Source organism: Nocardioides pakistanensis (genome assembly GCF_054781215.1).
The window spans coordinates 57,373-81,083 of sequence record NZ_BAAGUV010000023.1; the positions used below are offsets into that span (position 1 = coordinate 57,373).

23 protein-coding genes are annotated in these 23,711 nt (G+C 70.8%); 6 read left to right on the forward strand and 17 right to left on the reverse strand.

Annotated elements, in window-relative coordinates:
• Positions 1-7 precede the first annotated feature (7 nt).
• Positions 8-262, reverse strand: a complete 255-nt coding sequence (locus ACYVIH_RS09860; protein WP_460869155.1) for a TFIIB-type zinc ribbon-containing protein — start codon at positions 260-262, stop codon at positions 8-10.
• A gap of 96 nt (positions 263-358) precedes the next feature.
• Between ACYVIH_RS09860 and ACYVIH_RS09865 the strand changes: the two genes are divergently transcribed.
• The 3 genes from ACYVIH_RS09865 to ACYVIH_RS09875 all read left to right on the forward strand — a co-directional run bounded on the left by ACYVIH_RS09865 (position 359) and on the right by ACYVIH_RS09875 (position 3,173).
• Positions 359-1,174 carry a glycerophosphodiester phosphodiesterase gene (locus ACYVIH_RS09865; protein WP_460868737.1) on the forward strand — a complete coding sequence of 272 codons (816 nt, stop codon included), beginning with the start codon at positions 359-361 and terminating at the stop codon, positions 1,172-1,174.
• Positions 1,171-2,547 (forward strand): MFS transporter, encoded by a 1,377-nt coding sequence (locus tag ACYVIH_RS09870; RefSeq protein ID WP_460868739.1) that lies wholly within the window; start codon positions 1,171-1,173, stop codon positions 2,545-2,547. The genes ACYVIH_RS09865 and ACYVIH_RS09870 overlap by 4 nt, the downstream gene beginning before the upstream one ends.
• A gap of 239 nt (positions 2,548-2,786) precedes the next feature.
• A complete protein-coding gene (locus ACYVIH_RS09875; protein WP_460868741.1) occupies positions 2,787-3,173 on the forward strand; it encodes an RNA polymerase-binding protein RbpA in 387 nt (128 codons plus the stop codon).
• A 12-nt stretch (positions 3,174-3,185) separates the two neighbouring features.
• Here the strand turns inward: ACYVIH_RS09875 and ACYVIH_RS09880 are convergent, their stop codons facing one another.
• The 8 genes from ACYVIH_RS09880 to kdd form a co-directional block, all read right to left on the reverse strand.
• Positions 3,186-3,647: an FxsA family protein gene (locus ACYVIH_RS09880; RefSeq protein WP_460868743.1), complete on the reverse strand. Its 462-nt coding sequence runs from the start codon at positions 3,645-3,647 to the stop codon at positions 3,186-3,188.
• Between the two features lie 5 nt (positions 3,648-3,652).
• Positions 3,653-4,420: a polyprenol monophosphomannose synthase gene (locus ACYVIH_RS09885; RefSeq protein WP_460868745.1), complete on the reverse strand. Its 768-nt coding sequence runs from the start codon at positions 4,418-4,420 to the stop codon at positions 3,653-3,655.
• Complete coding sequence (lnt, locus tag ACYVIH_RS09890; protein ID WP_460868747.1) at positions 4,417-5,985, reverse strand: apolipoprotein N-acyltransferase; 1,569 nt, start codon at positions 5,983-5,985, stop codon at positions 4,417-4,419. The genes ACYVIH_RS09885 and lnt overlap by 4 nt, the downstream gene beginning before the upstream one ends.
• A gap of 353 nt (positions 5,986-6,338) precedes the next feature.
• Positions 6,339-6,764 (reverse strand): 3-aminobutyryl-CoA ammonia lyase, encoded by a 426-nt coding sequence (gene kal / locus ACYVIH_RS09895; RefSeq protein WP_460868750.1) that lies wholly within the window; start codon positions 6,762-6,764, stop codon positions 6,339-6,341.
• Between the two features lies 1 nt (position 6,765).
• Entirely contained in the window at positions 6,766-7,521 is a 756-nt protein-coding gene (gene kamE, locus ACYVIH_RS09900) for a lysine 5,6-aminomutase subunit beta (RefSeq protein WP_460868752.1), read from the reverse strand.
• Positions 7,518-9,128 (reverse strand): lysine 5,6-aminomutase subunit alpha, encoded by a 1,611-nt coding sequence (kamD, locus tag ACYVIH_RS09905; RefSeq protein ID WP_460868754.1) that lies wholly within the window; start codon positions 9,126-9,128, stop codon positions 7,518-7,520. The genes kamE and kamD overlap by 4 nt, the downstream gene beginning before the upstream one ends.
• Positions 9,125-10,729 carry an amidohydrolase gene (locus tag ACYVIH_RS09910; RefSeq protein ID WP_460868756.1) on the reverse strand — a complete coding sequence of 535 codons (1,605 nt, stop codon included), beginning with the start codon at positions 10,727-10,729 and terminating at the stop codon, positions 9,125-9,127. The genes kamD and ACYVIH_RS09910 overlap by 4 nt, the downstream gene beginning before the upstream one ends.
• 10 nt (positions 10,730-10,739) lie before the next feature.
• Complete coding sequence (kdd, locus tag ACYVIH_RS09915) at positions 10,740-11,846, reverse strand: L-erythro-3,5-diaminohexanoate dehydrogenase (protein ID WP_460868758.1); 1,107 nt, start codon at positions 11,844-11,846, stop codon at positions 10,740-10,742.
• Positions 11,847-12,004: 158 nt separating this feature from the next.
• Between kdd and ACYVIH_RS09920 the strand changes: the two genes are divergently transcribed.
• Positions 12,005-13,456 carry a KamA family radical SAM protein gene (locus ACYVIH_RS09920; protein ID WP_460868760.1) on the forward strand — a complete coding sequence of 484 codons (1,452 nt, stop codon included), beginning with the start codon at positions 12,005-12,007 and terminating at the stop codon, positions 13,454-13,456.
• Position 13,457: 1 nt separating this feature from the next.
• On the opposite strand, the gene ACYVIH_RS09925 is transcribed toward ACYVIH_RS09920, so the two are convergent.
• Genes ACYVIH_RS09925 through ACYVIH_RS09935 form a run of 3 tightly spaced genes read right to left on the reverse strand, consistent with a single transcriptional unit; the run spans position 13,458 to position 16,488 of the window.
• Positions 13,458-14,624: an ABC transporter permease gene (locus ACYVIH_RS09925; RefSeq protein WP_460868762.1), complete on the reverse strand. Its 1,167-nt coding sequence runs from the start codon at positions 14,622-14,624 to the stop codon at positions 13,458-13,460.
• Positions 14,624-15,553: an ABC transporter ATP-binding protein gene (locus ACYVIH_RS09930; RefSeq protein ID WP_460868764.1), complete on the reverse strand. Its 930-nt coding sequence runs from the start codon at positions 15,551-15,553 to the stop codon at positions 14,624-14,626. The genes ACYVIH_RS09925 and ACYVIH_RS09930 overlap by 1 nt, the downstream gene beginning before the upstream one ends.
• Positions 15,553-16,488 carry a 5'-3' exonuclease gene (locus ACYVIH_RS09935; protein WP_460869157.1) on the reverse strand — a complete coding sequence of 312 codons (936 nt, stop codon included), beginning with the start codon at positions 16,486-16,488 and terminating at the stop codon, positions 15,553-15,555. The genes ACYVIH_RS09930 and ACYVIH_RS09935 overlap by 1 nt, the downstream gene beginning before the upstream one ends.
• 49 nt (positions 16,489-16,537) lie before the next feature.
• Here ACYVIH_RS09935 and ACYVIH_RS09940 point away from each other — a divergent pair, with 49 nt between their 5' ends.
• Positions 16,538-16,975, forward strand: a complete 438-nt coding sequence (locus tag ACYVIH_RS09940; protein ID WP_460868766.1) for an Lrp/AsnC family transcriptional regulator — start codon at positions 16,538-16,540, stop codon at positions 16,973-16,975.
• Here the strand turns inward: ACYVIH_RS09940 and ACYVIH_RS09945 are convergent.
• The 3 genes from ACYVIH_RS09945 to ACYVIH_RS09955 all read right to left on the reverse strand — a co-directional run bounded on the left by ACYVIH_RS09945 (position 16,972) and on the right by ACYVIH_RS09955 (position 21,394).
• On the reverse strand, positions 16,972-17,622 hold the full coding sequence (locus ACYVIH_RS09945; protein WP_460868768.1) for a cyclodeaminase/cyclohydrolase family protein: 651 nt from the start codon (positions 17,620-17,622) through the stop codon (positions 16,972-16,974). The two genes, ACYVIH_RS09940 and ACYVIH_RS09945, sit on opposite strands and share 4 nt — an antisense overlap.
• 107 nt (positions 17,623-17,729) lie before the next feature.
• Positions 17,730-20,519: a DEAD/DEAH box helicase gene (locus ACYVIH_RS09950; RefSeq protein ID WP_460868770.1), complete on the reverse strand. Its 2,790-nt coding sequence runs from the start codon at positions 20,517-20,519 to the stop codon at positions 17,730-17,732.
• On the reverse strand, positions 20,516-21,394 hold the full coding sequence (locus tag ACYVIH_RS09955) for a diacylglycerol kinase (RefSeq protein ID WP_460868772.1): 879 nt from the start codon (positions 21,392-21,394) through the stop codon (positions 20,516-20,518). Before ACYVIH_RS09955 ends, ACYVIH_RS09950 begins: the two co-directional genes overlap by 4 nt.
• Before the next feature lie 474 nt (positions 21,395-21,868).
• Here ACYVIH_RS09955 and ACYVIH_RS09960 point away from each other — a divergent pair, with 474 nt between their 5' ends.
• Entirely contained in the window at positions 21,869-22,168 is a 300-nt protein-coding gene (locus ACYVIH_RS09960) for a GIY-YIG nuclease family protein (protein WP_460868774.1), read from the forward strand.
• Positions 22,169-22,418: 250 nt separating this feature from the next.
• Here the strand turns inward: ACYVIH_RS09960 and ACYVIH_RS09965 are convergent, their stop codons facing one another.
• Positions 22,419-22,805: a hypothetical protein gene (locus tag ACYVIH_RS09965; RefSeq protein ID WP_460868776.1), complete on the reverse strand. Its 387-nt coding sequence runs from the start codon at positions 22,803-22,805 to the stop codon at positions 22,419-22,421.
• A gap of 2 nt (positions 22,806-22,807) precedes the next feature.
• Positions 22,808-23,707, reverse strand: coding sequence for a twin-arginine translocase subunit TatC (gene tatC, locus ACYVIH_RS09970; RefSeq protein ID WP_460868778.1), 900 nt, complete (start codon positions 23,705-23,707; stop codon positions 22,808-22,810).
• Between the last annotated feature and the right edge of the window lie 4 nt (positions 23,708-23,711).

Genomic DNA, 23,711 nt, shown 5'->3' on the forward strand with positions numbered 1-23,711 from the left:
GACAGGGTCAGCCGAACAACGTCTCGATGAACGACCGCGCCCTCGGCTTGCTCGGCGGCGGCGCAGTCATGTCGGCGGTGATCCGCGGCAGCGGCTCGGTGTGGTAGCCGCCGACACCGGCGTGCCAGTCGTTCTCCGCCTCGGTCAGCTCGCCCAGGTCGGCGCGGTCGAGGAACACGCCGCTGCACGACGTGCACCGGGCCACCCGGGCGTTGCCGAGGGCCCGCGGCTCCATGCTCGATCCACACTTGGGGCAGGTCATCTCGTCCACGACTCGACCGTACTCCCCCGGCCACGCGATCACTCCCATCCGCGGGAAATGTCGGGCCCCGTGGCGCGCGGCGTGGATACTTCTCCCGTGACCCGACCGCGCACCGGCTTCCCCTATCTCGACGCGGTCTGCGACCACCCCGGCGCGGTGCTGGCGTTCGCGCACCGGGGCGGTGCCTACCACCCCGAGATCGAGGGCCTGGAGAACACGCTCGCCGCGTTCCGGCACGCGGTGGACCTCGGGTACCACTACCTCGAGACCGACGTGCACGCGACGAGGGACGGTGGCCTGTTCGCGTTCCACGACACCGCGCTCGACCGGGTCACCGAGCACACCGGGACGGTGGCGGAGCTGACCTCCGCCGAGGTCGGCCGGGCCCTCATCGGCGGCCGCGAGCAGATCCCGACGATGGCCTCGCTGCTCGAGGAGTTCCCCGAGGTCAGGTTCAACATCGACATCAAGTCACCGGCGGCAGTCCAGCCGCTCGCGGACCTGGTGCGGGCGACCGGCGCCTACGACCGCGTGTGCGTCGGGTCGTTCTCGCAGCGTCGGATCACGGAGTTCCGGCGGCTGGTCGGCGGCAAGGTGGCCACCGCCGCCGGTCCGTTCGAGGTCGTTGCCTACCGGATGCTGCCGGTCGCGCGACTCCTCGAGCTCGCGATCCGACGCGGCGCCTCCGCGCTCCAGGTGCCGCACCGCCACAAGGGCCTCACCGTGGTCACGCCCGGGCTGCTCCGTCGGGCCCACGCGCTGGGGTTGCACGTGCACGTGTGGACCGTCGACGACCCGCACCAGATGGACGAGCTGCTCGACCTCGGCGTCGACGGCCTGATGACCGACCGGACCGACCTGCTGCGCGACGTGCTCGTCGCCCGTGGCCAATGGATGGGAGCACCCCGATGAGCGAGAGCACGCCTCACGGCAGCGCCGGCCCGGTGGGCATCGCCGACCTGAGCCCACTGGCTCGTCAGAAGGAGCAGCGGGCCTGGTACTTCTACGACTGGGCCAACTCCGCCTTCAGCACGACGATCGCCGGGGTGCTGTTCGCGCCGTACCTGATCGCGATCGCCAAGGAGGCCGCGGTCGACAACCGGATCGACCTCCTCGGGCTCTCTATCGCCCCTGGCGCGCTGCCGTCGTACACCATCACGGCCTCCACCGTGCTGTCCGCGGTGCTGCTCCCGTTCCTGGGCGCCGTCGCCGACCGCACCTCGCGCAAGAAGGACCTGCTGGCCGGGTTCGCCTGGGCCGGTGCGGCCGCGGCCGCGCTGCTGTTCTTCGTCGAGGGCGACAACTGGCAGCTCGGCGTGGTCTCGTTCATCCTCGCCAACCTGCTCTTCGGCGCCGCGGCGGTGTTCAACGACTCGCTGCTGCCGTTGATCTCCACCGAGGAGGAGCGCGACCGGGTCTCCTCACGCGGCTGGGCCTACGGCTACGCCGGCGGCGGGCTGCTGCTCGCGGCGAACTTCCTGCTCGTCACCTTCCACGAGTCCGTCGGCATCACCGAGGGCCTTGCGGTGCGGATCAGCATGCTGTCGGCGGCGGTGTGGTGGGCGGCGTTCACGTTCATCCCGTTCCGCGGCCTGCGCAACCACCCGCCCCAGCACGTCGTACCCGACGGCGGCGGGTTGGTCGCCCAGAGCTTCGGCCAGCTGTGGGCGACGCTGAAGGAGCTGCGCACCTACCCGGTGGCGCTGACCTTCCTGGTCGCCTACCTGTTCTTCAACGACGGCATCCAGACCGTGATCGCCTCGGCCTCGACCTACGGCATCGAGGAGCTCGGCTTCGAGACCGGCACCGTGCTGGCGACGTACCTGGTCGTCCAGTTCGTGGCCGTCTTCGGCGCCCTGGCGTTCGGCCGGGCGGCGGAACGGTTCGGCGCCAAGCGGGTGATCCTCATCGGGCTCGTGATCTGGATGGGGATCGTCACCGCGGCGTTGTTCGTGCCCGAGCAGCAGTTCGTCGCCTTCCTCGGGCTCGCGGTGGCCATCGGCATCGTGCTGGGCGGCACCCAGGCGCTCTCCCGCTCCTACTTCAGCCTGCTCATCCCCCGCGGCCGCGAGGCGGAGTACTTCAGCTTCTACCACGCCATGGAGCGCGGGACGAGCTGGTTCGGGACGTTGGTATTCGGTCTGGTCTACCAGCTCACCGACTCCTACCGACCGGCGATCTTCGCGCTGATCGGGTTCTTCTTGGTCGGTGGGCTGCTGCTGCTCAAGGTCGACACCGTGCGGGGCATCCGCGAGGCCGGCAACGAGACGCCGTCGGTGATCTGAGCGACGCCGCCGGCCACTGGCGGACCGGGCCGGCGCGGAGGATGCTGGAGACAGGGACAGCGGCTGCCGTGACCTCGGGCACGCCCGGTCAGCCGCCACGTGTATCCCGGCAACGGAGGGGTACGAAGGTGTGAAGGACCACAGGACGAGGGCCACGCTCCGGGAATCCCGGGAGCCCTTCGTTCGTTGGGTCGATGAACGGTTTTGCACGGGGAGTAAAGACATCAGGAGGTGGCTCGATGGGAGAACGCACTCTGCGCGGCGCCCGACTCGGGGGCCAGAGCTTTGAGGACGAGCGCGGCATCGAGTTCGCCGCTCGCCAGCAGGCGGGTTACCGGTGCCCGCAGGGACACGAGTTCGAGATCACCATGTCGGTCGAGGCCGAGGTGCCCGCGGTGTGGGAGTGCCCGCGCTGCGGCGCGGAGGCACTGAGCACCAGCGGCATCGAGCCGGAGGCCCGGGTCGAGAAGCCGGCCCGCACCCACTGGGACATGCTGCTCGAGCGCCGCTCGATCAAGGAGCTCGAGGACATCCTCAGCGAGCGCCTGGAGCTGCTGCGCGGCGGCGAGATCGGCCCCGCCCACCTGCACCGGACGCGCAAGTCGAAGTCGAAGAAGACCGCCTGAGGCCTCCGCGCCTCACGGCTCGACCACGTCGCCCTGGACCACGTGTCCGGGGCGTTCGTGCGTCCGGGCCCGGGTCGCCGGCCCCGCCGGGCCACCGAGGAACCGTCGCGTGATCAGCCCGGTCAGCGCGCGCCGCGCCAAAGGGCGGGTGAACGGCAGGATGAAGAAGAAGCCGAAGGCGTCCGTGACGAACCCGGGGGTCAGCAGCAGCGTGCCGCCGACGAGGACGAGCGCACCGTCGGCGAGCTCGCGGGCCGGCATCCGGTACGACGCCAGCGCCTCCCGGAGCGCCCGCCACGCGGCGGCTCCCTCACGCTTGAGCAGCACCGCGCCGAGCAGGCTGTCGGCCACCAGGATGAGCACGGTCCAGCCGACGCCGATCGCCTGCCCCGCCTGGATGACCAGGTAGATCTCCAGCAGCGGCACCAGCACGAACAGCACGGCGAGGACGCCCCAGGGGACTCGGCGGGTCACGGCGGCTACCTCCGGTTGTGGCGGGCGGACACCTTCGAGAGTACGTCGCGCACCTGGCGCCGCCGTTCCGACAACCCCCACCGGGTGATCCGGAGCAGGGACTCGACCGCCACGTCCCGGTTCATCTTCGACTCCCCGCGGAGCCGCTCGATGAACTCGATGGGCACCTCGCGCACTCGCAGGCCGGCCTCGACGGTCCGCCAGGCCAGGTCGGCCTGGAAGCAGTAGCCCACCGACCGCACTCCGTCGAGGTCGATCTTCTCCAGCGTCGTGCGCCGGAACAGCCGGAAGCCTCCGGTGGCGTCGCGCACCGGGATGCCGAGCAGCATCCGGGTGTAGAGGTTGCCGCCGCGCGAGAGCGCCATCCGGGTCCACGGCCAGTTCACCACCGACCCACCGGGCACCCAGCGCGAGCCCAGCACCAGGTCGGCGTCCTCCAGCGCGGCGAGGAGTCGCGGCAGCTGCTCCGGCTGGTGCGAGCCGTCGGCGTCCATCTCCCCGATCACGTCGTAGCCGCGCTCCAGGGCGACCCGGAACCCGTGCAGGTACGCCGCGCCCAGACCCTGCTTGGCCGTCCGGTGCACGACCGAGACATGCGAATCCGTGGCAGCCATGGCTTCCGCGAGCTCTCCGGTGCCGTCCGGGGAGCCGTCGTCGACGACCAGGACGTCGGCGTCGGGCACCGACCGGCGTACCCGCCGGACGATCCACTCGATGTTCGCCGCCTCGTTGTAGGTCGGCACGACGATCACCACTCGCCCCAGGGTCGTCATGCCTCTCCTGCTCCCGCGGTCACCGTGTCCGGGCTGCGCGTCGCGTCGGTGTCGCGTGCGGCCCGGCGCAGACGATAGTTCACGGCGAGGGCGACGAGCACCGAAACGACTGCACCGAGGGTGAACAACAGCTCGACGACAGGTGCCCACCGCACGGCCGGGGTCTGTCCGCCGTAGATCGGCAGCGACCGCATGAGCACCGACTGCTCCCTGACCGGGGCCCTCTCCACGACCTGACCGTCCGGGCCGATCACCCCTGAGACGCCGTTGGTGGCCGCCACCACGACGTAGCGGTTGGTCTCGATCGCACGAAGCCGGGAGATGGCGAACTGCTGCTCGATCTGGCCGGTGCCCATGTAGGTGGCGTTGTTGGTCTGCACGACGACCAGCTCCGCGCCGCCGTCGACGACGTCGTGCAGCAGCTCGTCGTAGGCGACCTCGAAACAGATCACGTCGCCGACCGTGGTGTCACCCATGGTCAGCAGGCCGGGCTCGGTGCCGGGGACCATGTCCCGCGGGATCTGGTCGAGGCGCTTGATCATCGGGGCCAGCAGGTCGCGGAAGGGGATGTACTCGCCGAACGGCACCGGGTGCGTCTTGGAGTAGCTCTGCTGCGGCCCACCTCCCGGCGTCCACACGATGCCCTGGTTGAGCACGTCACCGGGCTCCTCACCGCTGACCATCGCGCCGACGAGCACCGGAACCCCGACGGCGTCGACGGCGCCCTGGATGTCCGCGTGCACCGTCGGGTCCGCGAACGGGTCGATGTCGGTGGAGTTCTCCGGCCACACCACCAGGTCCGGTCGGGCGACCTCGCCGGCCTCGATCCGGGCGGCCAGGTCGTGAGTGGCCTGGACGTGGTTCTCGAGCACGACCCGCCGCTCGGCGAACGCGTCCATCCCCTCCCCCGGCACGTTGCCCTGGACGGCCGCCACGGAGACCACGTCCGTCGGTTCTTGGTCCGCTGCCGGCTCCCAGGGCGCGAACGCGGTGCCGGAGGAGGCCAGCAGCACGGGGACCGCGACGGCGGCGATCCCGCGCACCGGCGTACGCCGGGCCTCGAGCACCGCCCAGGCCAGGGTGGTGCCGAGCAGCGCCACCACGAACGTCGTACCGGGAGCCCCGACGTAGGCGAACAGTCCGGCCGCGGGAGTGTCTACGGTGGCGAACGAGAGGCGCCCCCACGGGAAGCCTCCGAACGGGAAGCTGGACCGGAGTGCTTCCACGGCCACCCACAGCATGGCCGTCCACAGCGGCCACCACGCGAACCGCTGGACCAGCACCGCTCCGACGCCCAGCAGCGCGTAGAAGACGCCCTCGAGCAGGGACAGCGCGATCCAGGCATCCACGCCGATCACCTGCAGCCATGGCAGCAGCACCAGCATGAACGCCGAGCCGAACACGGCACCGGCCACCGCCCCGTCACGGGGCGTTGCACCGCGCAGCAGCAGGCTGAGTCCCGCGACGCCGAGCGGCAGCAGCCAGACCAGCGCGAACGGCTCGAAGGAGACCGCCACCGCGACGCCGGCGGTCCCGGCCAGCGCGAGACGGACGAGCAGTGGCATGGCGTCAAAACTACCTGTCGGCGGAAAGCACGAGGGGGCCGGACCCTTCGGACCGAACCTGTACCCGCTGGCTGCGGGCCACGGGTCCGTTGTCTACTGGATGCCGGCTCCCTCGCGAGTCCTTGCCCCGTGTGCGCGCCACCGACCTCCGGGAACAGCGTGCCCCAGGTTCGTGGTACCCGACCTGGTCACGTGGTCACCTGGACGTCAGTGCGCGAGCACGGCCTGCTTGGCAGGACCACCGGAGACTCTGGTCAGGAAGACGGCGTCTGTCAACATCGCGCTGACCAGCACAAACGCACGAAACCGCAGGTCAGAGGGGTCCTTGGGCAAGGGGATCCGTGACGCAATTTTTACCGCGACGGCGTGTCGTCTCCCGACACGCCGCCGCTCTCGGGTACGACGACCGTCCCGGTCGCCGTCGTGGCCACGATCGGCTCGTCGAGGATGCGCGCTGCGGACTCCGACAGGTCGGGCCGTCCGCGCGCGATCACCGTCGCGCTGAAGTCGATCGTGCGCGACCGGGTGCCGACCCGCACCACCTCCGCGCGCACCTCGACCACGTCGCCGGCCCGCACCGGGGCCCGGAACTGGACGTCGGAGTAGGAGGCGAACAGACCTTCGTCACCGTCGGTGCGGATGCACACCTCGGTGGCCACGTCGCCGAAGAGCCCCAGCGAGTAGGCACCGTCGACGAGGTTGCCGGCGTAGTGCGCGTGCGAGTAGGACACGTAGCGCCGGTGGGTCACCACGAGACCGAGTCGGGGGTCCTGGTCCATCTCACACTCCTGCCTTCGCGCGCTCGGCACGCCTGGTCACGATCATCTCGGTCAGGTAGCTGGCCACCTCACCGGGGGTGGTGCCCCGGGCGAAGACCCGGTCCACGCCGAGCTCGTCGGCCATCGACTCGTCGAAACGCGGACCGCCCGCGATCAGCAGCGGCCGCTTGGCTGCCGGGTACGCCTCACGGAAGGCGGCGGACATCTCCTTGGTGTTGAGCAGGTGCGCGTCGCGCTGGGTGACGACCTGGGAGACAAGGACCGCGTCGGCGCCCTCCTCCTGCGCACGGGCGACCAGCTGGGGCACCGACACCTGGGCGCCGAGGTTGACCACCTTGATCTCGCCGTAGTACTCCAGGCCCTTCTCACCGGCGAAGCCCTTGATGTTCATGATCGCGTCGATGCCGACGGTGTGCGCGTCGGTGCCGATGCAGCCGCCGACGACGACCAGCTTGCGCCGCAGTCCCCGCTTGATCGCGAGATTGACCTCCTTGGGGGTCAACAACGGGTAGTCGCGCTCGACGACGGTGACCTTCGAGGTGTCGACGAGGTGGTTGACCCGGCCGTACACCACGAAGAACGTGAAGTCGGGGCCCATCGGTTTGGCGTGCACGACCATCGCCGGGTCGATGCCCATCTTGTTCGCCAGCTGGGCGGCCGCGCCCTCGGCGGTCTTGGAGTGCGGCATCGGGAGGGTGAAGGACACCTGCACCATCCCGTCGCCGGTGGTGTCGCCGTACGGACGCAGGATGCTCATCGCTCCCCCTCCAGGATCTCGGTGGCCGGGTTGAAGTACTCCGCCGCCTTCTTGGCCACCCCGTCGAGGCCGCGACCGGAGTCGGCCGGCCGCTTCATCAGCCCGAACGTGCCGTCGGCGATCGCCTCGAGGAGGCCGTGCCTGCCCTCGTGCGCGACGATCCGTTCGAGCAGGTCGATGCTCTCCCCGAGCACCTGACGCGCCCGCTCGGCGATGAACCCGTCCGGCGCGGGGCGGAAGTCCTCCTGCAGCCGGCCGGCCGCGTTCAGCACGTAGCGGACGTTCTGCAGGGCGAGGTCCCGGTCGGACAGCCACGGGGTCACCACGGCCTCGGTCATCATCCCCACCAGCAGGATGCCCTGACCGGTCAGTGCGCCGGCCAGGTTGAAGAAACCGTCGAGCAGGTAACCCCGGAAGATGTCGCCGGTCATGTGCCGGGTGGGCGGCATCCACTTCAACGGTGCGTCGGGGAACAGCTCCCGGGCCAGCAGGGCGTGCGCCAGCTCCATCCGGAAGCTGTCGGGGATCTCCGGGTCGATCTCGAAGGCGTGGCCGAGCCCGAGCTGCCAGTCCTCGAGGCCGGCCTCCTTGGCGAAGTACTCGTTGAGGAGCTGTGAGGTGGTCACCGTGTGCGCGGCCTCGACCGCGTCCGCGGTGGTGAGGTAGTTGTCCTCGCCGGTGTTGATGATGATCCCGGCGCGGGCGTGCACCTGCCTGCTGAACCGCTGGTCGACGAAGGTGCGCACGGGGTTGATGTCGCGGAACAGGATCCCGTACATCGAGTCGTTGAGCATCATGTCGAGCCGCTCGAGGCCGGCGAGCGCGGCGATCTCGGGCATGCAGAGGCCCGAGGCGTAGTTGGTGAGCCGGACGTAACGCCCCAGCTCGGCGCTGGACTCGTCGAGCGCGGCCCGCATCAGCCGGAAGTTCTCCTGCGTGGCGTAGGTGCCGGCGAACCCCTCGCGCGTCGCCCCCTCGGGCACGTAGTCGAGCAGCGACTGACCGGTCGAGCGGATCACCGCGATCACGTCGGCACCCTCACGAGCAGCCTGTTGCGCCTGCGGGATGTCCTCGTAGATGTCGCCGGTGGCCACGATCAGGTAGATCCACGGCTTCTGCGCCGGGTCGCCCCAGCGCTTGACGAGCCGTTCGCGCTCACGACGCCGGGCGTCGACCCGCTTGAGTCCCGCGCCCACCTGCTTGCGGGATGCCGACCGGGCCCGGGTCAGGTCCCTGCCTTCGGGCAGCCGGAACCGCACCGACCCGGCCGCCGCCTTCTGCGCGAGCACGGTGAGGTCGTCGGCGTCGCCGCGCACCAGCGCGTCCCAGACCGGCAGTGCCACGCCGTGTTCGATGCCCACGTCGCCTCGCACCGCGTCGAGCAGCCGGTTCGCCCACGGGATGCCGTCGGCGTCCGCCCCCTGCAGACCGGCGAGCCGCAGCGTCGCGCGTTCCACCGAGACGGTGGTGTGCTGCTTGGCCAGGTCGACGATGGGCCGGCCGACCTTGCGGGCCAGCGACCGCGCCTTGCGGACGGTCACCGGGTCCAGGTCGAGCTTGCCCCTCCCGCTGGTCGAGCTCGTCGAGACCTGACGTCTTGTGGTCACGTGAGTGCTCCTGGTTCTTCGTAGGCGACCTGCCCCGCCACGACCGTCATCAGGCAGGTGGGTAGGTCGGTGTCGGGGTGCAGGTCGGGGAGGTGGGGTACGCCGGCGCGCGGGTCGGTCGACCAGGCGGCGACGCGCTCGTCAGGGGTCTGCACGACGAGGTCGCTCGGGGCGTCCCACACGGCCAGGCTGGCGGGTGCGCCCACGGCGATGACGCCTCCCTCGTCGCGGCGAGCCGCTCGCCACCCGCCGCGGGTGTGCGCGTTGAAGGCCGCGCGGACGGTGAGCCGCTCGTCGGGGTTGTGGTGGTGAGCCGCGGCGCGCACCGCCGCCCACGGGTCGAACCGGGTCACGGGGGTGTCGGAGCCGAACGCCAGCGGCACGCCGGCCCGGTTCAGGGAGGAGAAGGCGTTCATCGGCCGAGCCCGCTCGGCACCGAGACGCTGGGCGTAGAGGGATTCCTCCCCGCCCCACAGGCCGTCGAACATCGGCTGCATGCTCGCGGTGATCCCGAGCTCGGCGAGGGTGGCCATGTCCTCGGGCGTGACCATCTCGACGTGCTCCAGACGGTGCCGCCCGCGCACGATCGCGTTGACTCCCAGCTCCTGCGCGGCTGCCCGGAAGCCGGCGACCACCTCGGCGACGGCCCGGTCGCCGATGACGTGGAACCCGGCCTGGAGCCCGGCGCGAGTGCAGGCCACCACATGGCGATGCACCTGCTCGGCGTCGAGGTACAGATGGCCGCGGGTGTCGGCGTCGGCGTACGGCGCGTGCAGGGCCGCCGTACGGGATCCCACCGCTCCGTCGGCACACAGGTCGCCCGCAGCGCCGACGCAGCCCAGGGCTCGTGCCTGCTCGACCCCGTCGAGCCGGCCCCAGTAGCCGACCACTTCGGGCATGACGCCGCGCGTGCGCACCTTGTCGATCCGGACGAAGTCCTCGGCCGGGGAGTCCCCGGGCGCGCCCATTTCGTGGACCATGCCGATCCCGACCCGGGCGGCGTCGCCGAGCGCGCGGGCGATCGCATCCTCCTGGGCCGAGTCCGGGACCATCTCGAACACCGCTTCGCGGGCCACGATGTTGGCCTGTCGCGCCACCAGACCGTCGGTGCGCCAGCCCTCGGTGCCGGTCAGGGAGGGCAGGGCGTCGACGAAACGGGTCGAGACCACAGCCGAGTGGGCGTCGACTCGGGCGAGGTAGGCCGCCTTGTCGCCGACGGCACGGTCCACCTCCTCGCGGGTGAACGGGCGGCCCTCGGGCCAGCCGGTCTCGTCCCAGTTGAGGCCGAGCACCACCGGGAAGCTGGAGGTCCGGGCGTGCTGCGCGAGGAGGTCGAGGGCCTCGGCCAGGCTGTGGACGTCGGTGAAGTCGACCCCGACGGACACCATGCCGGTCTGCGACAGGTGCACGTGGGCGTCGACGAACGCCGGGGCGACCAGCCTGCCCTCGAGGTCGACGATTCGGTCGGCGTTGTCGGCGAAGTGCGCCGAGGCGTCGTCGTCACCGGTCCACACGATCTGCCCGTCCTCGATGCAGAGTGCGGTCGCGTGGGGGTCGGCGGGGGTGTGGACGTAGCCTCCGCGGAACAGGATCCGAGTCATGCCGTCATTCTCACAGCCGGCGCTCGAAGAGGCCTCGGACCCCGGTGCTCCCGCGCACAAGCGACATGGCGTAGTCGGCGTGACCCGGGACGTAGCCGTTGCCGACGAGCATGGTCACGTCGGCGGCGAGCCCTTCGGCACCGAGTGCGGCGGCGCTGAACGAGGTCGCCATCGAGAAGAAGACGACGGTGCCCTTGTCGGCGGTGGACAGGATCGCCCCTCCCTCGCAGCCGGGCACGTCGACGCAGACCACCGTGACGTCGGCCGGGCCGCCCGCCGACGCGACCGCCCGGGACAGCGCAACCGGGTCACGCGCGTCGGCGATCGCGACCGCGTCGGCGATCCCGGCCGCCTCCAGCAGAGCCGCCTCCGCCTCGGTCGGGACGATGCCGATCGTGCGTGCTGCTCCGGCCTGCTTGGCGGCCACCAGGGACAGGGACCCGGACTTCCCGGCGCCGCCGATGACGCACACCGTCGGCCCGCCCCCGGTCGTCGACCCACCCCCGGTCGTCGAGCCCGTCGAGACGTACTCCCCCACCACCCGCGCGGTCAGCGCGGGCGCACCGCAGACGTCCATGACGGCCAGGGAGAGCTCGCTGGGAAGGTCGTCGGGGATGCGGGCGGCGATGGAGCGGCCGAACAGGATCGCGTAACCGTCTGCGGGCACCTGCTCGCTGTGGCCGTCCCACCGCGCCAGGCCGTCCTCGATCACCAGCGGGGTCAGCGTGAGCGAGACCAGCGTGGTCACCCGGTCACCGACCGACAGGCCGAGCGGCGACTCCTCCCCCACCTCCTCGACCGTGCCGACCAGCATCCCGCCCGACCCGGTCTCGGGGTTCTGCATCTTGCCCCGCGTCGCCACGATGTCCAGCACCTCCTGACGGACCGCGTCCCCGTCGGCCGTGCCGTCCTCGCGCGTGTGCTTGCGCTCGAGCTGGCGGAACGACGCAGCGTCGAGGTTGAGCCGCTCCACGCGGATCCGGACCTCGTCGGGCCAGAGCTCGCGGCGGGTGTCGAGCCGGATCGCCGCCTGCGGGAGCACCCCGGCAGGCTCGATCACGCGGTGCAGCCCGGTCGGGTCGCTCCGTCGGGCCCCCACCTGCGTCGCCTCGCTCACGCCGAATCGTCCTTCCGTCGCACCCGCAGTCTACAAATCTTGCGGTGTGTCAGTTGTCTGACAAGAGATTCTTTGCGTACTCTGACATGCAGAGCGGACGGACGCCAACCGGACGCGCCCAGGCAAGCCCAACTGCGATCGATGAGGACCGGAGTGCGATGACCACCAACCAGACGGCCGACGGCCAGCCCTACGTCTACCGCCAGGTGGAGCTCGTCGAGCCCGACTGGACCCGGTTCCCGGGCTGGAAGGACGTCACGGTCCAGGAGTGGGAGTCCGTGCAGTGGCAGCGCGCCCACTGCGTGAAGAACGTCAAGCAGCTGCGGGACCTGCTCGGCGACCTCGTCGACGAGCGGTTCTACGCCGACCTCGAGCGGGACCAGGCCGAGCGAGCCACGATGTCGATGCTCGTGACCCCGCAGATGATGAACACGATGATGCGTCACGACGAGCCGTCCGGCCCCGGCTCGCTGACCGAGGCGATGTACGCCGACCCCGTGCGTCGTTACATGCTGCCGGTCTTCTCCGACCGACGTACCGACTGGCCCTCCCACCCGCACGCGACCCGGGACTCCCTGCACGAGCACGACATGTGGGTCGCCGAGGGACTCACCCACCGCTACCCCACCAAGGTGCTCGCCGAGCTGCTGCCGACCTGCCCTCAGTACTGCGGCCACTGCACCCGGATGGACCTCGTGGGCAACTCGACCCCGGTGGTCGACAAGCTCAAGTTCCTCGGGAAGCCGGTCGACCGCCACGCGGCGATGATCGACTACCTCCGGACCACCCCCACCGTGCGCGACGTGGTCGTCTCCGGCGGTGACGTGGCGAACCTGCCCTGGGCTCGCCTGGAGGACTTCGTCACCAAGCTGCTCGAGATCGAGAACATCCGCGACATCCGCCTCGCCACCAAGGCGCTGATGGGCCTGCCGCACCACTGGCTCCAGGACGACGTCCGCGCCGGCATGGAGCGTCTCGCCCGCACCGCGCGCGACCGGGGCGTTTCGATCGCGATCCACACCCACGTCAACCACGCCAACTCGGTCACCCCGCTGGTGGCCAAGGCTGCCAAGGCGATGCTCGACACCGGCATCCGCGACGTGCGCAACCAGGGCGTGCTGCTCAACGGCGTCAACGCCGACGCCCACACGCTGCTCGACCTGAGCTTCACGCTGCTCGACGGCGCGCAGATCATGCCCTACTACTTCTACATGGCCGACATGATTCCGTTCAGCGAGCACTGGCGGGTCTCGGTCGCCGAGGCGCAGGCCCTGCAGCACGCGATCATGGGCTACCTGCCCGGCTTCGCGACCCCGCGCATCGTCTGCGACGTGCCGTTCGTCGGGAAGCGGTGGGTGCACCAGATGGAGTCCTACGACCGCGAGCTCGGCATCACGCACTGGACCAAGAACTACCGCACGTCGATCGAGGCCAGCGACCCCGAGGCGCTGACCCGGACCTACCAGTACTACGACCCGATCCACACCCTGCCCGAGGCCGGCCAGGCCTGGTGGCGCGAGCACCACGACCACGGCACCGCCGAAGCCGAGAAGCAGGCGGCTGCGTCGCGCGAGGCCGCGGAGGCGCAGAAGCTGCTGCCGATCGGCTGACCTACCTCAGCACCTCGCGCAGCTTGGCCCGCCGGCCGGTGATCAGCAGGGCCCTGCTGTACATCGCCGAGGCCAGGCGCGCGAGGAGTACGGCGGTCACCGCGGTCACCGCCAACGCGAGCCACAGCTGGTAGGTCGGGACGTGCCCGGCGGCCCACCGGATCGGCATCGCCACCGGCGCGCTGAACGGGAAGATCGACACGGCCGTGCTCCAGATGCTCGAGGGGTCCTCCATGACCACGGTCACCGCCAGCATGTAGCTGGCGATCAGCAGCATCATCACCGGCAACACGGCCGAGGCGGCCTCGGTGACCTTGTCGACCAGCGCCGAGGTGGCGGCGAACAGGAACGCGTAGAGCGTGAAGCCGACGACGAACCACGCCACCGCGAGTGCGAGGTCGCCGGCGGCCACCGCCGGGAGTCCGATCGCGTCGGTGACCCGGACCCCGATCGCCAGCGGCACGGCCAGCACCAGCAGCTGCACGAAGGTCACGATCCCGACGGCGAGCACGGTGCCCACGAGCGCCTGCGACGGCCGCAGCACCGCGAGCAGGACCTCCGAGATCCGGGTGGACTTCTCCATGGCCACGGTCGTGGAGATCGCGTTGCCGGCGAAGGTGATCGCGATGTAGAGCACGATCCCGACGAGGAAGCCGAGGCCTGCGCGGTCCTCGTCGGCCACCCGTCCGACCGAGACCTGCTCGGGAGGCCGCACGCTCTGCAGGCCCTGGATCTGCTCGGGGGTGAGCCCCGCCTGGCTGAGCCGACGGGTGGTCTCCACGGCGACCGCAGCCTGGGCCACGAGCACCGGGAAGGTGCCGTCGGCCTCGCTGAAGGTGAACAGCTTGTCCCCGACGAGTCCTGCCGTCGCGTCGCCGTCGGCGACGGTGCGGCGCACCGCCGCGCGGTCCTCGCGTTCGACGAACTCGACGGTGAAGTCCCCGCCGCTCTCCGCCTGCTCGAGCGCGGCCACCAGCCCAGTGGGCGCCTCCCCCACTGTCGCCAAGGTGTACGTCGTCTCGTCGTCCCCGATCAGCTGGGGTGCGACCACACCGCCGATCGAGAGCAGCAACAGCAGACCGGTGACGACCTTGAAGGTGCGCGAGCGGACCTGCTCGGTGAGGCTGCGCAGGGCCACCAGCCAGGTGCCCTCCCACCACGTGCGCATCAGCGGACCTCCTCGTGCTCGACGGACCGGCCGGCAGCGGCCAGGAACAGCTGGGAGAGGGTGGGCAGGTCCAGACCGAAGTCGGTGACCCGGCCCGCAGCGCGCGCGGCGTCGAGGACGGCGAGCGGGTCCACGCCCGGGGGGACCGCCAGCCGCAGCTCGTCGGCCTCCTGGCTGACCAGGGTGACTGCGGGCACCGACTCGTACCACCGCGGGTCGGCGCCGGAGACGTGCAGCCGCAGCTGGCGCTCCCCCGAGGAGGCGCGCAGGTCGGCGACCTCGCCACTGAGCACCGTCCGGCCGCGGTCGACCATGGCGATCTCCTCGCACAGGTCCTGGACGAGGTCGATCTGGTGGCTGGAGAACAGCACCGTGGCACCACGCTCGGCGCGCAGCCGCAGGGTCTGCGAGAGCGACTCCACGGCGACCGGGTCCAGGCCGTTGAACGGCTCGTCCAGGACGACCACGTCGGGATCGTGGACCAGGGCGGTGGCCAGCTGCAGCCGCTGCTGCATGCCGCCGGAGAGCTTGTCGGTGCGGTCGGGCCAGCGGTCGCCGAGCCCGAGCTCCTCCAGCAGCGCACGCGCACGCTCGGTGGCCTCGGCCTTGCTCAGGCCGTGCAACCGGCCGAAGTGCACGACCTGCTCGCCGGCCGGCATCGCCGGGTAGAGGCCCCGCTCCTGCGGCATGTAGCCCCATCGCTGTCGGTGAGCCTCGCCGACCGGCGCACCGTCGTACCGGACCTCTCCGGAGTCGGGCGTCAGCACGCCGAGCAGCACCCGCATGAGGGTGGTCTTGCCGGCACCGTTGGGGCCGAGCAGGCCGGTGATCACCCCCGGGGTGACGCTCAGGCTGACTCCGTCGAGTGCCCGCCGCTCGCCGAAGGTGTGCACCACGTCGACGACGTCCAACCCGTGTCCCGGCGCCATCAGCGCTGCTCCTCCGTGACGGTGAGCGCCTCGACCAGCCTGGTCACCGACCCGCCCAGCCCCCATCGCTCGCTGAGCGCGACGAGCCGGTCCGGTGCGACTGGCGTCCTCGGCAGGGTCAGGTCCGGCTGTCCGAGGTCGAGGTCGCGGGCGACCTCGACCACCTTGGGGGCCACCGCCAGGTACTGCGCGGCGTCCTTGATCTTCCGGCGCGGTCCGGGTGCCATGGCACTGCCGGCATCCTGCGCAGCGGCAAGGATCCCGTCGAGGTCGCCGAAGCTGCGCAGCAGACTGGCCGCGGTCTTCTCCCCCACCCCGGGCACGCCGGGAAGGCCGTCGGACGGGTCACCGCGCAGGGCAGCGAAGTCGGCGTACTGGCGACCGTCGATGCCGTACTTCTCGCGGACCACCGCGTTGGTGACCTGCTCGTGCTTGCCCACGCCCCGAGCGGTGTAGAGGACCCGCACCGCGGCGTCGTCGTCGACGAGCTGGAACAGGTCGCGATCGCCGGTGACGACGTCCACGGGCATCCCCGCATCCGTGGCCAGGGTGCCGATCACGTCGTCGGCCTCGTAGCCGTCGGCGCCGACGACCCTGATCCCGAACGCCTCGAGGACCTCCTCGATCACCGGGATCTGTGCCTCCAGCGGGTCGGGCACCTCCTCCTCGAAGTGCGCACCGCCCGGCCTGGGGGCGGTCAGCACCTGCTCCACCCGGTGAGCCTTGTACGACGGGAGCAGGTCGACGCGCCACTGGGGACGCCAGTCGTTGTCCCAGCAGCAGGCCAGGTGTGTGGGCCGGTAGTCCGTGACCAGCCTGGCGATGAAGTCGAGCAACCCCCGCACGGCGTTGACCGGGGTGCCGTCCGGGGCGGTCACGGAGTCGGGCACCCCGAAGAACGCGCGGAAGTACAGGCTTGCGGTGTCCAGGAGCATCATGCGCTGAGTCACGGTGGCGAGTCTTCCAGACCGATAGGGTGAAGCCGTGGAAGACCTCGACCGCCGCATCCTCTCCCTGCTCGCCGCCGACGGCCGGATGTCCTTCACCGACCTGGGCAAGGCCACCGGCCTGTCCACCTCCGCGGTGCACCAGCGCGTCAAACGACTCGAGGCTCGCGGGGTGATCAAGGGCTACGCCGCACAGCTCGACTACGACCAGCTCGGCCTGCCGTTGACCGCGTTCATCTCGATCCGGCCGATCGACCCCTCGCAGCCCGACGACTCCCCCGAGCGGCTCAGCGGGATCTCCGAGATCGAGAGCTGCTGGTCGGTGGCCGGAGACGAGTCGTACATCCTCAAGACCCGGGTCGCCACCCCGGTCGACCTCGAGGACCTGCTCGCCCGGATCCGCAGCGCGGCCAACGTGTCGACCCGCACGACGATCGTGCTCTCCACGCCCTACGAGAACCGCTCGGTCGACTAGCTGGGCTCCAGGATCCCTCGCCACTGCCGCGGGACGCGCTGGGCGAGACCCATCTCGCTGCGGATGGTCTGGCTGATCCGGGTGGCGAGGTCGAGAGTGACCTCCACCGACCGAAGCCCGCTCTCGAGCTCGTCGTAGAGCGCGGAGTCGGTCAGCCGCGACATGTTCGCCAGCACGGTCAGGTGCGCCGTCGACGCGGCGCCGCGCAACGTCTCGACCGCAGCCATCAGCTCCAGCCGGCTCCGGGTGCGGCGCACCACGAGCATCTTCTCGGCGAGCAGCAGCATCGAGTGGCAGGTGTCGAGCAGCGTCGCCGTGGCGCGGATGGCGCCGCTCAGCGAGCTGGTCAGGATGCGGGCGCGCTGCACCGGGTCGTCCTCCTGGGCCGGTGCCGTGTCGGCCCGCCGGGCGAGCGAGGCGACGTCGTCGTCGAGGAGGCGGGCCAGCTCCGAGAGCAACCGCGCCTGGTGCCGGGCGATCCCGAGGGCGTCGTAGTCGGAACGGGAGAGTCCGGTCCGGTCCTCGGCCACCCGCGCGAGCTGCTCACCGGCCAGCACGGCCAGCCCGAAGGGCGAGAGGGCGCCGCCGGGCTCGGGGCCGCGCAGGATGAACTCGTCGATCCACGACGTGCGGGGCGCGTTGGCCACAGATCCTCCACTGGGCGCACAGAGGCATCCCGGAAAACGGGTGGTTTGGGATACTTACCGAAGGGTAAAGGATCGGCTTGGCTTATGCGAGGCCGTCTCGGCGCGTCTCAGTCCGACACGCTGGAGTACGCCACGACCCCGCGCCGCAGCGCGTCCGAGGCCCGTCGCGCGGTGCGTCTCAGCGGCGTGTCGCCGGCGGCGTCGGCCACCTGGTCGGTGAGGTCGAGCAGCTGCTTGACCCAGCGGACGAAGTCCCCGGCGGCGAGATCGGTCTCGGTCAGCACCGCGTCCAGCGAGGCACCCTCGGCCCACCGGAAGGCTCCCCAGACCAGCCCGAGATCGGGCTCGCGCAGGAAGTCCAGCTTGTGCTCGCGCTCCAGAGCGTCGAGGTCGGCCCAGACCGAGACCATCTCCCCCAGCACGTCGCGCACCCGGCCACCAGGCAGGCGTGGTGCGGAGGCGTCGTCGGCGCGGCGTGACTCGTACACCAGGGCCGACAGCACCGCGGCCAGCTCGCTGGGACCGAGGTCGTCCCACAGTCCCTGCCGCAGCGACTCGGCGGCGATCAGGTCCATGTCGGTGTAGATCCGCATCAGCCGCTCGCCGGTCGCGGTCACCTCGTCGTGCTCGAGGTAGCCGAGCGAGGTGAGCAGGTCGCAGACCCGGTCGAACTGCCGGGCGATCGTGTTGGTCCGCTGCTCGATCCGCCGCTCCAAGGTCCGCGCGTCACGTGCCAGCTTGTGGTGCCGCTCGGCCCAGCGGGCGTGGTTCTCCCGGTCGTCGCAGCCGTGGCAGGGATGCGCGCGCAGCTGGGAACGCAGCTCGCTGATCTCCTGCTCCCCCTGCTCCTGGCGCCCCCGCGGCGACGGACCGCGGCCACGGGACGCCTTCCCCCGGCCGGGTGGCGGCGGGGTCAGACCGTGGGTCTTGGCCCGCAGCGCGGAGGCCAGGTCCCGGCGTGACTGCGGGTTGCGCCCGTTGAAGTTGCGCGGGATCCGCATCCGGGTGACCGCCTCCACGGGCGCGGGGAAGTCGACCAGCGAGAGCCGTCGCGCCTGGCGGTCGGCCGTGACCACGTAGGGCCGCGGCCCCTCGCGCTCGGACACCGCGCCGGGGTCGACCACGACCGCCATCCCGGCGTAGCGGCCGGCCGGGACCTCGATCACGTCGCCGGGCCGCAGCGCCTCCAGCGAGCTGATCACCTCGTCGCGACGGTCGCTCCTGCGCGCCTTCGCGAGACGGGCCTCGACGTCGCTCAGCCGGCGCCGGAGCGCGGCGTACTCCATGAAGTCGCCGAGGTGGCAGGTCGCCGCCTCGGCGTACCCGGCAAGCGCCTCCTCGCTCTTGCGCAGCTGCCGGGCGAGCCCGACGACCGCCTTGTCGGCCTGGAACTGCGCGAAGGAGGACTCCAGCAGCTCACGCGCGGTGTGCCTGCCCACCCGCTTCACCAGGTTGACCGCCATGTTGTACGACGGTCGGAAGGACGACTTGAGCGGATAGGTGCGTGTCGAGGCGAGGCCGGCCACCGCCCGCGGGTCCATCCCGGGCTGCCAAAGGACCACGCCGTGCCCCTCGACGTCGATCCCCCGACGACCGGCGCGGCCCGTGAGCTGGGTGTACTCCCCCGGGGTGATGTCGGCGTGGGTCTCGCCGTTCCACTTGCTGAGCTTCTCGATGACCACCGAGCGCGCCGGCATGTTGATGCCCAGCGCGAGGGTCTCGGTGGCGAAGACGACCTTGCACAGTCCCTCGGCGAACAGCGCCTCGACGCACTCCTTGAACGTCGGCAGCATGCCGGCGTGGTGGGCGGCGATCCCGCGCGTCAGGCCCTCGAGGAAGTCGTGGTAGCCGAGGACGTGCAGGTCCTCGTCCGGGATGTTGCGACAGCGCTCCTCCACGAACCGGAAGATCGTGTCCCGCTCGGCGGGGCTGGTGAGCCGGAGGTTGGCGTTGAGGCACTGGGTGACCGCCGCGTCACAACCCACCCGGCTGAAGATGAAGACGATCGCGGGGAGCAGCCCCTCGGAGTCCAACCGCTCGACGACGTCGAACCGGCTCGGCAGGTAGGGGCGGCGCATACCCTGCCCTCGCGCTCCTGCGCGACCCCGAGGCCCACCCCGCTTGTCCCGCCGGTCGTTCGTGCGCGTCGAGCGCCAGTCGTCCCGGGCGACCTTGAGCAGGTCGGCGTTGACCTTGGACTCCCCACCGAGGCCGGCACTCTCCCGGTCCGCGAACAGGTCGTACATCCGCTTGCCGACCATCACGTGCTGGTAGAGCGGTACCGGCCGGCGCTCCTCGACGATGGTGGTCGTCGCCCCCCGGACCGTGGACAGCCACTCACCGAACTCCTCGGCGTTGGAGACCGTCGCCGAGAGGGAGACCAGCGCCACCGAGTCGGGAAGGTGGATGATCACCTCCTCCCACACCGCCCCGCGGTACCGGTCGGCCAGGTAGTGCACCTCGTCCATCACCACGTAGCCAAGGCCGGCCAGCGTGCGCGACCCGGCGTAGATCATGTTGCGCAGCACCTCGGTGGTCATCACCACGATCGGCGCCTCGCCGTTGATGGTGTTGTCCCCGGTGAGCAGGCCGACCCGGTCGGCGCCGTACCGTTCGACGAGGTCGTTGAACTTCTGGTTCGACAGGGCTTTGATCGGTGCGGTGTAGAAGCACTTCTTGCCCTGGCTCAGCGCGAGGTGGACCGCGAACTCGCCGACCAGGGTCTTCCCCGAGCCGGTGGGCGCAGCCACGAGGACGCCGTTGCCCGCCTCGAGCTCCCGGCAGGCCTGCACCTGGAAGTCGTCGAGCTCGAAGTCGTAGAGGCCCGCGAACTCCGCGAACACCGGCGACTTCTGGTCCCTGCGAAACTTCGCGTACTGCTCCGACGGTGTGCTCATCGGGGGGCCAGTACCCGAAGTGCGCCGGGAACAACGTCCACGGTCAGCGGGAGCGCGCCGAGCCGCTCCCCATCCGCGTAGGCGACGATGCCGGGCGCTGCGACGGTGACCGAGCGGACCCGGTGGTGCTCGTACTGCGGGTGCCGCGTGTGCCCACCGGTGTAGAGCTTGGGATAGGTCCGGACCAGGTCCGGCTTGCTCATCGGCTTGATGATCACGACATCGAGCATGCCATCCTCGAACGAGGCACCGTGGGTGATGCGCAGCCCCCCGCCGAAGGAGGGGCCGTTGCCCACGGCGACGAGCATCGCGTCGAGGCGTCGTACCTCCCCGTCGAGCTCGAGCGTGTACGGGATCGGCTCGAACACCCGCAGCTCCGCGAGGGTGGCCAGGGTGTAGCGCATCTGGCCACGGGGCCAGCGCATCCGGTTCGCCCGCTCGTTGACCAGCGAGTCGAAGCCGGCTGCCAGCACGGTGACGAAGTACGACGGCCCTGCCTTGGCCAGGTCGATCGTGCGCACGTGGGACCCGACCACGACGTCGGCCGCCTCCTGCGGGTGACGACGGGGGATCCCGAGGTAGCGAGCCACGTCGTTGCCGGTCCCGGCGGGGATGATCCCCAGGTTGGCCTGCGAGCCGGCCAGGGCCTGGACGGCCATGTGCACCATGCCGTCACCGCCGACCACCACGAGGCTCTCCACTCCCGAGTCGACCGCCTCGCGGGCCAGCGCCAACGCCTCGGGACCGTCACTGCCCTGGAGCTGGTGGACCACGAACCCGGCCTCCTTGAGCCGCGGCAGCGCGATCGCCGCTGTCCGGGAGCCTGCTCCCCCGCCCGCGGAGGGATTAGTCAACAGCGCGATCTCTCTGGCCACGGCGCCGAGGATACGCGTGTGCCGGAGCTCGAGCCCCCGCCGGTCGAGCCTGTCGAGACCCGCGGTGGTCGAGCCTGTCGAGACCCCGCGGTGGTCGAGCCTGTCGAGACCCGCGGTGGTCGAGCCTGTCGAGACCCGCGGTGGTCGAGCCTGTCGAGACCCGCGGTGGTCGAGCCTGTCGAGACCCGCGGTGGTCGAGCCTGTCGAGACCCGCGCTGGTCGAGCCTGTCGAGACCCGCGGTGGTCGAGCCTGTCGAGACCCGCGCTGGTCGAGCCTGTCGAGACCCGCGCTGGTCGAGCCTGTCGAGACCCCGCTGGTCGAGCCTGTCGAGACCCCGCTGGTCGAGCCTGTCGAGACCCGCGCTGGTCGAGCCTGTCGAGACCCGCGCTGGTCGAGCCTGTCGAGACCTTCTCATCCACAGATCGCCAGATCGCTCTGTCCGGAATCTATGGCTTGCGCCCAATCTGGAAGGTATGCCCTACACCTACATCCTCCGGTGCGCAGACGGCACCTACTACGTCGGAAGCACCTGGGACCTGGCACGCCGACTCAGCCAACATCAAGAAGGCACCGGGGCCCGCTACACCGCACGCCGTCGCCCCGTCGAGCTGCTCTGGTCCACGGAGTTCGAGCGGATAGAGGACGCCTTCGCTCTGGAGAAGCAGTTGCAGGGCTGGTCACGGGCCAAGCGTGAGGCGTACATGGCAGGGCGGTTCGACCTGCTGCCCGAGTTGGCGCGGGGGCATGGGCGAGGAGACGCACCGAGCGACTGATGCCTGTGACAGGCTCGACCTCGGGCCACCCTCGACCACCGTCCCCGGGGTCTCGACAAGCTCGACCACCGTCCCCGGGGTCTCGACAAGCTCGACCACCGGGTCTCGACAGGCTCGACCACCGGCTCACGCTCGACCACCGTCCCCGGGGTCTCGACGAGCTCGACCACCGGGTCTCGCTCGACCACCGTCCCCGGGGTCTCGACGAGCTCGACCACCGACTGGCTCGACCAGCGGGGGCCGAGCCGGCCTAGAGGCGCAGGGCGGCGACGAAGGTCGCAGGACGCACGCCGACGGCCTTCGCCAGTCGGCCGAGCGTGTCGAGGACCCGGTCGGCGGTGAACCCGGTGCCGGGCACCGCCAGGGTCAGCCGCTCGTCGTACTCGATGAGCAGGACCTGGCCGAAGGACCACTGCTCGTGCACGGCACGGCGCCAGTCCGGGTCCAGCACGGCCGCGGGGTAGGCCACGTCGGCGGCGAGCAGGTCGCACGCCAGGCGCTCGGGACCCGCAGAGAGCTCACCGGTGACCCGGACGGTGTCCCGGACGGACGACGACGCCTGCCAGGTCACCTCACCACCGGCCAGCCACTCAGGAAGGTCGAAGGGGTCGACCTCGATGGTGGTCGGAGCGGCCACGCTCAGTCCTGCTCGTCGAGGTCGGAGGCCCGCACGTCGTCGCGGGAGTACGACAGCGGCGAGGCCTCGTCGTCGGCGAGACCGTCGAGCCCCTCGTCGTGGGCCCTCTTGGCACGGCGTCGGTCGACGAGGCGGGCGATGCCCTCAGAGACCAGGAACAGCACGGTCATCGGCAACGCGAGCATGAGCATCGAGAACGGGTCGGTCGACGGGGTCGCCACCGCTGCGAAGACGAAGGTGCCGACCACGATCCAGGGCCGGTACGCCCCAAGCGCCTTGCCGGAGACGACCCCGGCGAGGCTGAGCATCACCACGAACAGCGGGATCTCGAAGGCGATCCCGAACACCAGCAGCATCCGGGTCAGGAAGCGGAAGTACTCCCCGAACTCCACGAGGTTCTGCAGGGCCTCCGGAGTGAAGCCGATCAGGACCTCGATCCCCTTCGGCAGCACGTAGTAGCCGACCGCGACGCCGAGCAGGAACAGCGGGCCGGCGACGGCGGCGAAGACCTTCGTCCATCGCTTCTCGTGCGGGTGCAGCCCGGGCATGATGAACGCCCAGATCTGGTACAGCCAGAACGGGCTCCCGAGCACGACGGCGGCCAGCGCGCACAGCTTCAGCTGCAGCAGCAGCGGGTTGGCGACGCCGGTGAGCACCGGTTTGGAGTCGACACCCTTGCCCTCGAGGATCTCCTGCGCCTGTGCGTACGGGGCGTAGATGAGGTCGAAGAGCTGCTCGTAGAAGAACCACGCGACGACGATGCCGAGGACGAGAAGCATCGCCACACGCAGCAGCCGCGCGCGCAGCTCACGCAGGTGGTCGGCCAGCGCCATCCGACCGTCGGGACCCACGGGGTTCTTCGGGGTGGTCCGGAAGAGCGCGACGGCTCCGCTGAGAGACACGGGT

Coding starts and splice junctions, on each gene's coding strand:
- ACYVIH_RS09860 (WP_460869155.1), bottom strand. CDS start 262: ATGACCTGCCCCAAGTGTGGATCGAGCATGGAGCCGCGGGCCCTCGGC.
- ACYVIH_RS09870 (WP_460868739.1), top strand. CDS start 1,171: ATGAGCGAGAGCACGCCTCACGGCAGCGCCGGCCCGGTGGGCATCGCC.
- ACYVIH_RS09875 (WP_460868741.1), top strand. CDS start 2,787: ATGGGAGAACGCACTCTGCGCGGCGCCCGACTCGGGGGCCAGAGCTTT.
- ACYVIH_RS09885 (WP_460868745.1), bottom strand. CDS start 4,420: ATGACGACCCTGGGGCGAGTGGTGATCGTCGTGCCGACCTACAACGAG.
- lnt (WP_460868747.1), bottom strand. CDS start 5,985: ATGCCACTGCTCGTCCGTCTCGCGCTGGCCGGGACCGCCGGCGTCGCG.
- kal (WP_460868750.1), bottom strand. CDS start 6,764: ATGGACCAGGACCCCCGACTCGGTCTCGTGGTGACCCACCGGCGCTAC.
- kamE (WP_460868752.1), bottom strand. CDS start 7,521: ATGAGCATCCTGCGTCCGTACGGCGACACCACCGGCGACGGGATGGTG.
- ACYVIH_RS09910 (WP_460868756.1), bottom strand. CDS start 10,729: ATGACTCGGATCCTGTTCCGCGGAGGCTACGTCCACACCCCCGCCGAC.
- ACYVIH_RS09920 (WP_460868760.1), top strand. CDS start 12,005: ATGACCACCAACCAGACGGCCGACGGCCAGCCCTACGTCTACCGCCAG.
- ACYVIH_RS09925 (WP_460868762.1), bottom strand. CDS start 14,624: ATGCGCACGTGGTGGGAGGGCACCTGGCTGGTGGCCCTGCGCAGCCTC.
- ACYVIH_RS09930 (WP_460868764.1), bottom strand. CDS start 15,553: ATGGCGCCGGGACACGGGTTGGACGTCGTCGACGTGGTGCACACCTTC.
- ACYVIH_RS09935 (WP_460869157.1), bottom strand. CDS start 16,488: ATGCTCCTGGACACCGCAAGCCTGTACTTCCGCGCGTTCTTCGGGGTG.
- ACYVIH_RS09950 (WP_460868770.1), bottom strand. CDS start 20,519: ATGAGCACACCGTCGGAGCAGTACGCGAAGTTTCGCAGGGACCAGAAG.
- ACYVIH_RS09960 (WP_460868774.1), top strand. CDS start 21,869: ATGCCCTACACCTACATCCTCCGGTGCGCAGACGGCACCTACTACGTC.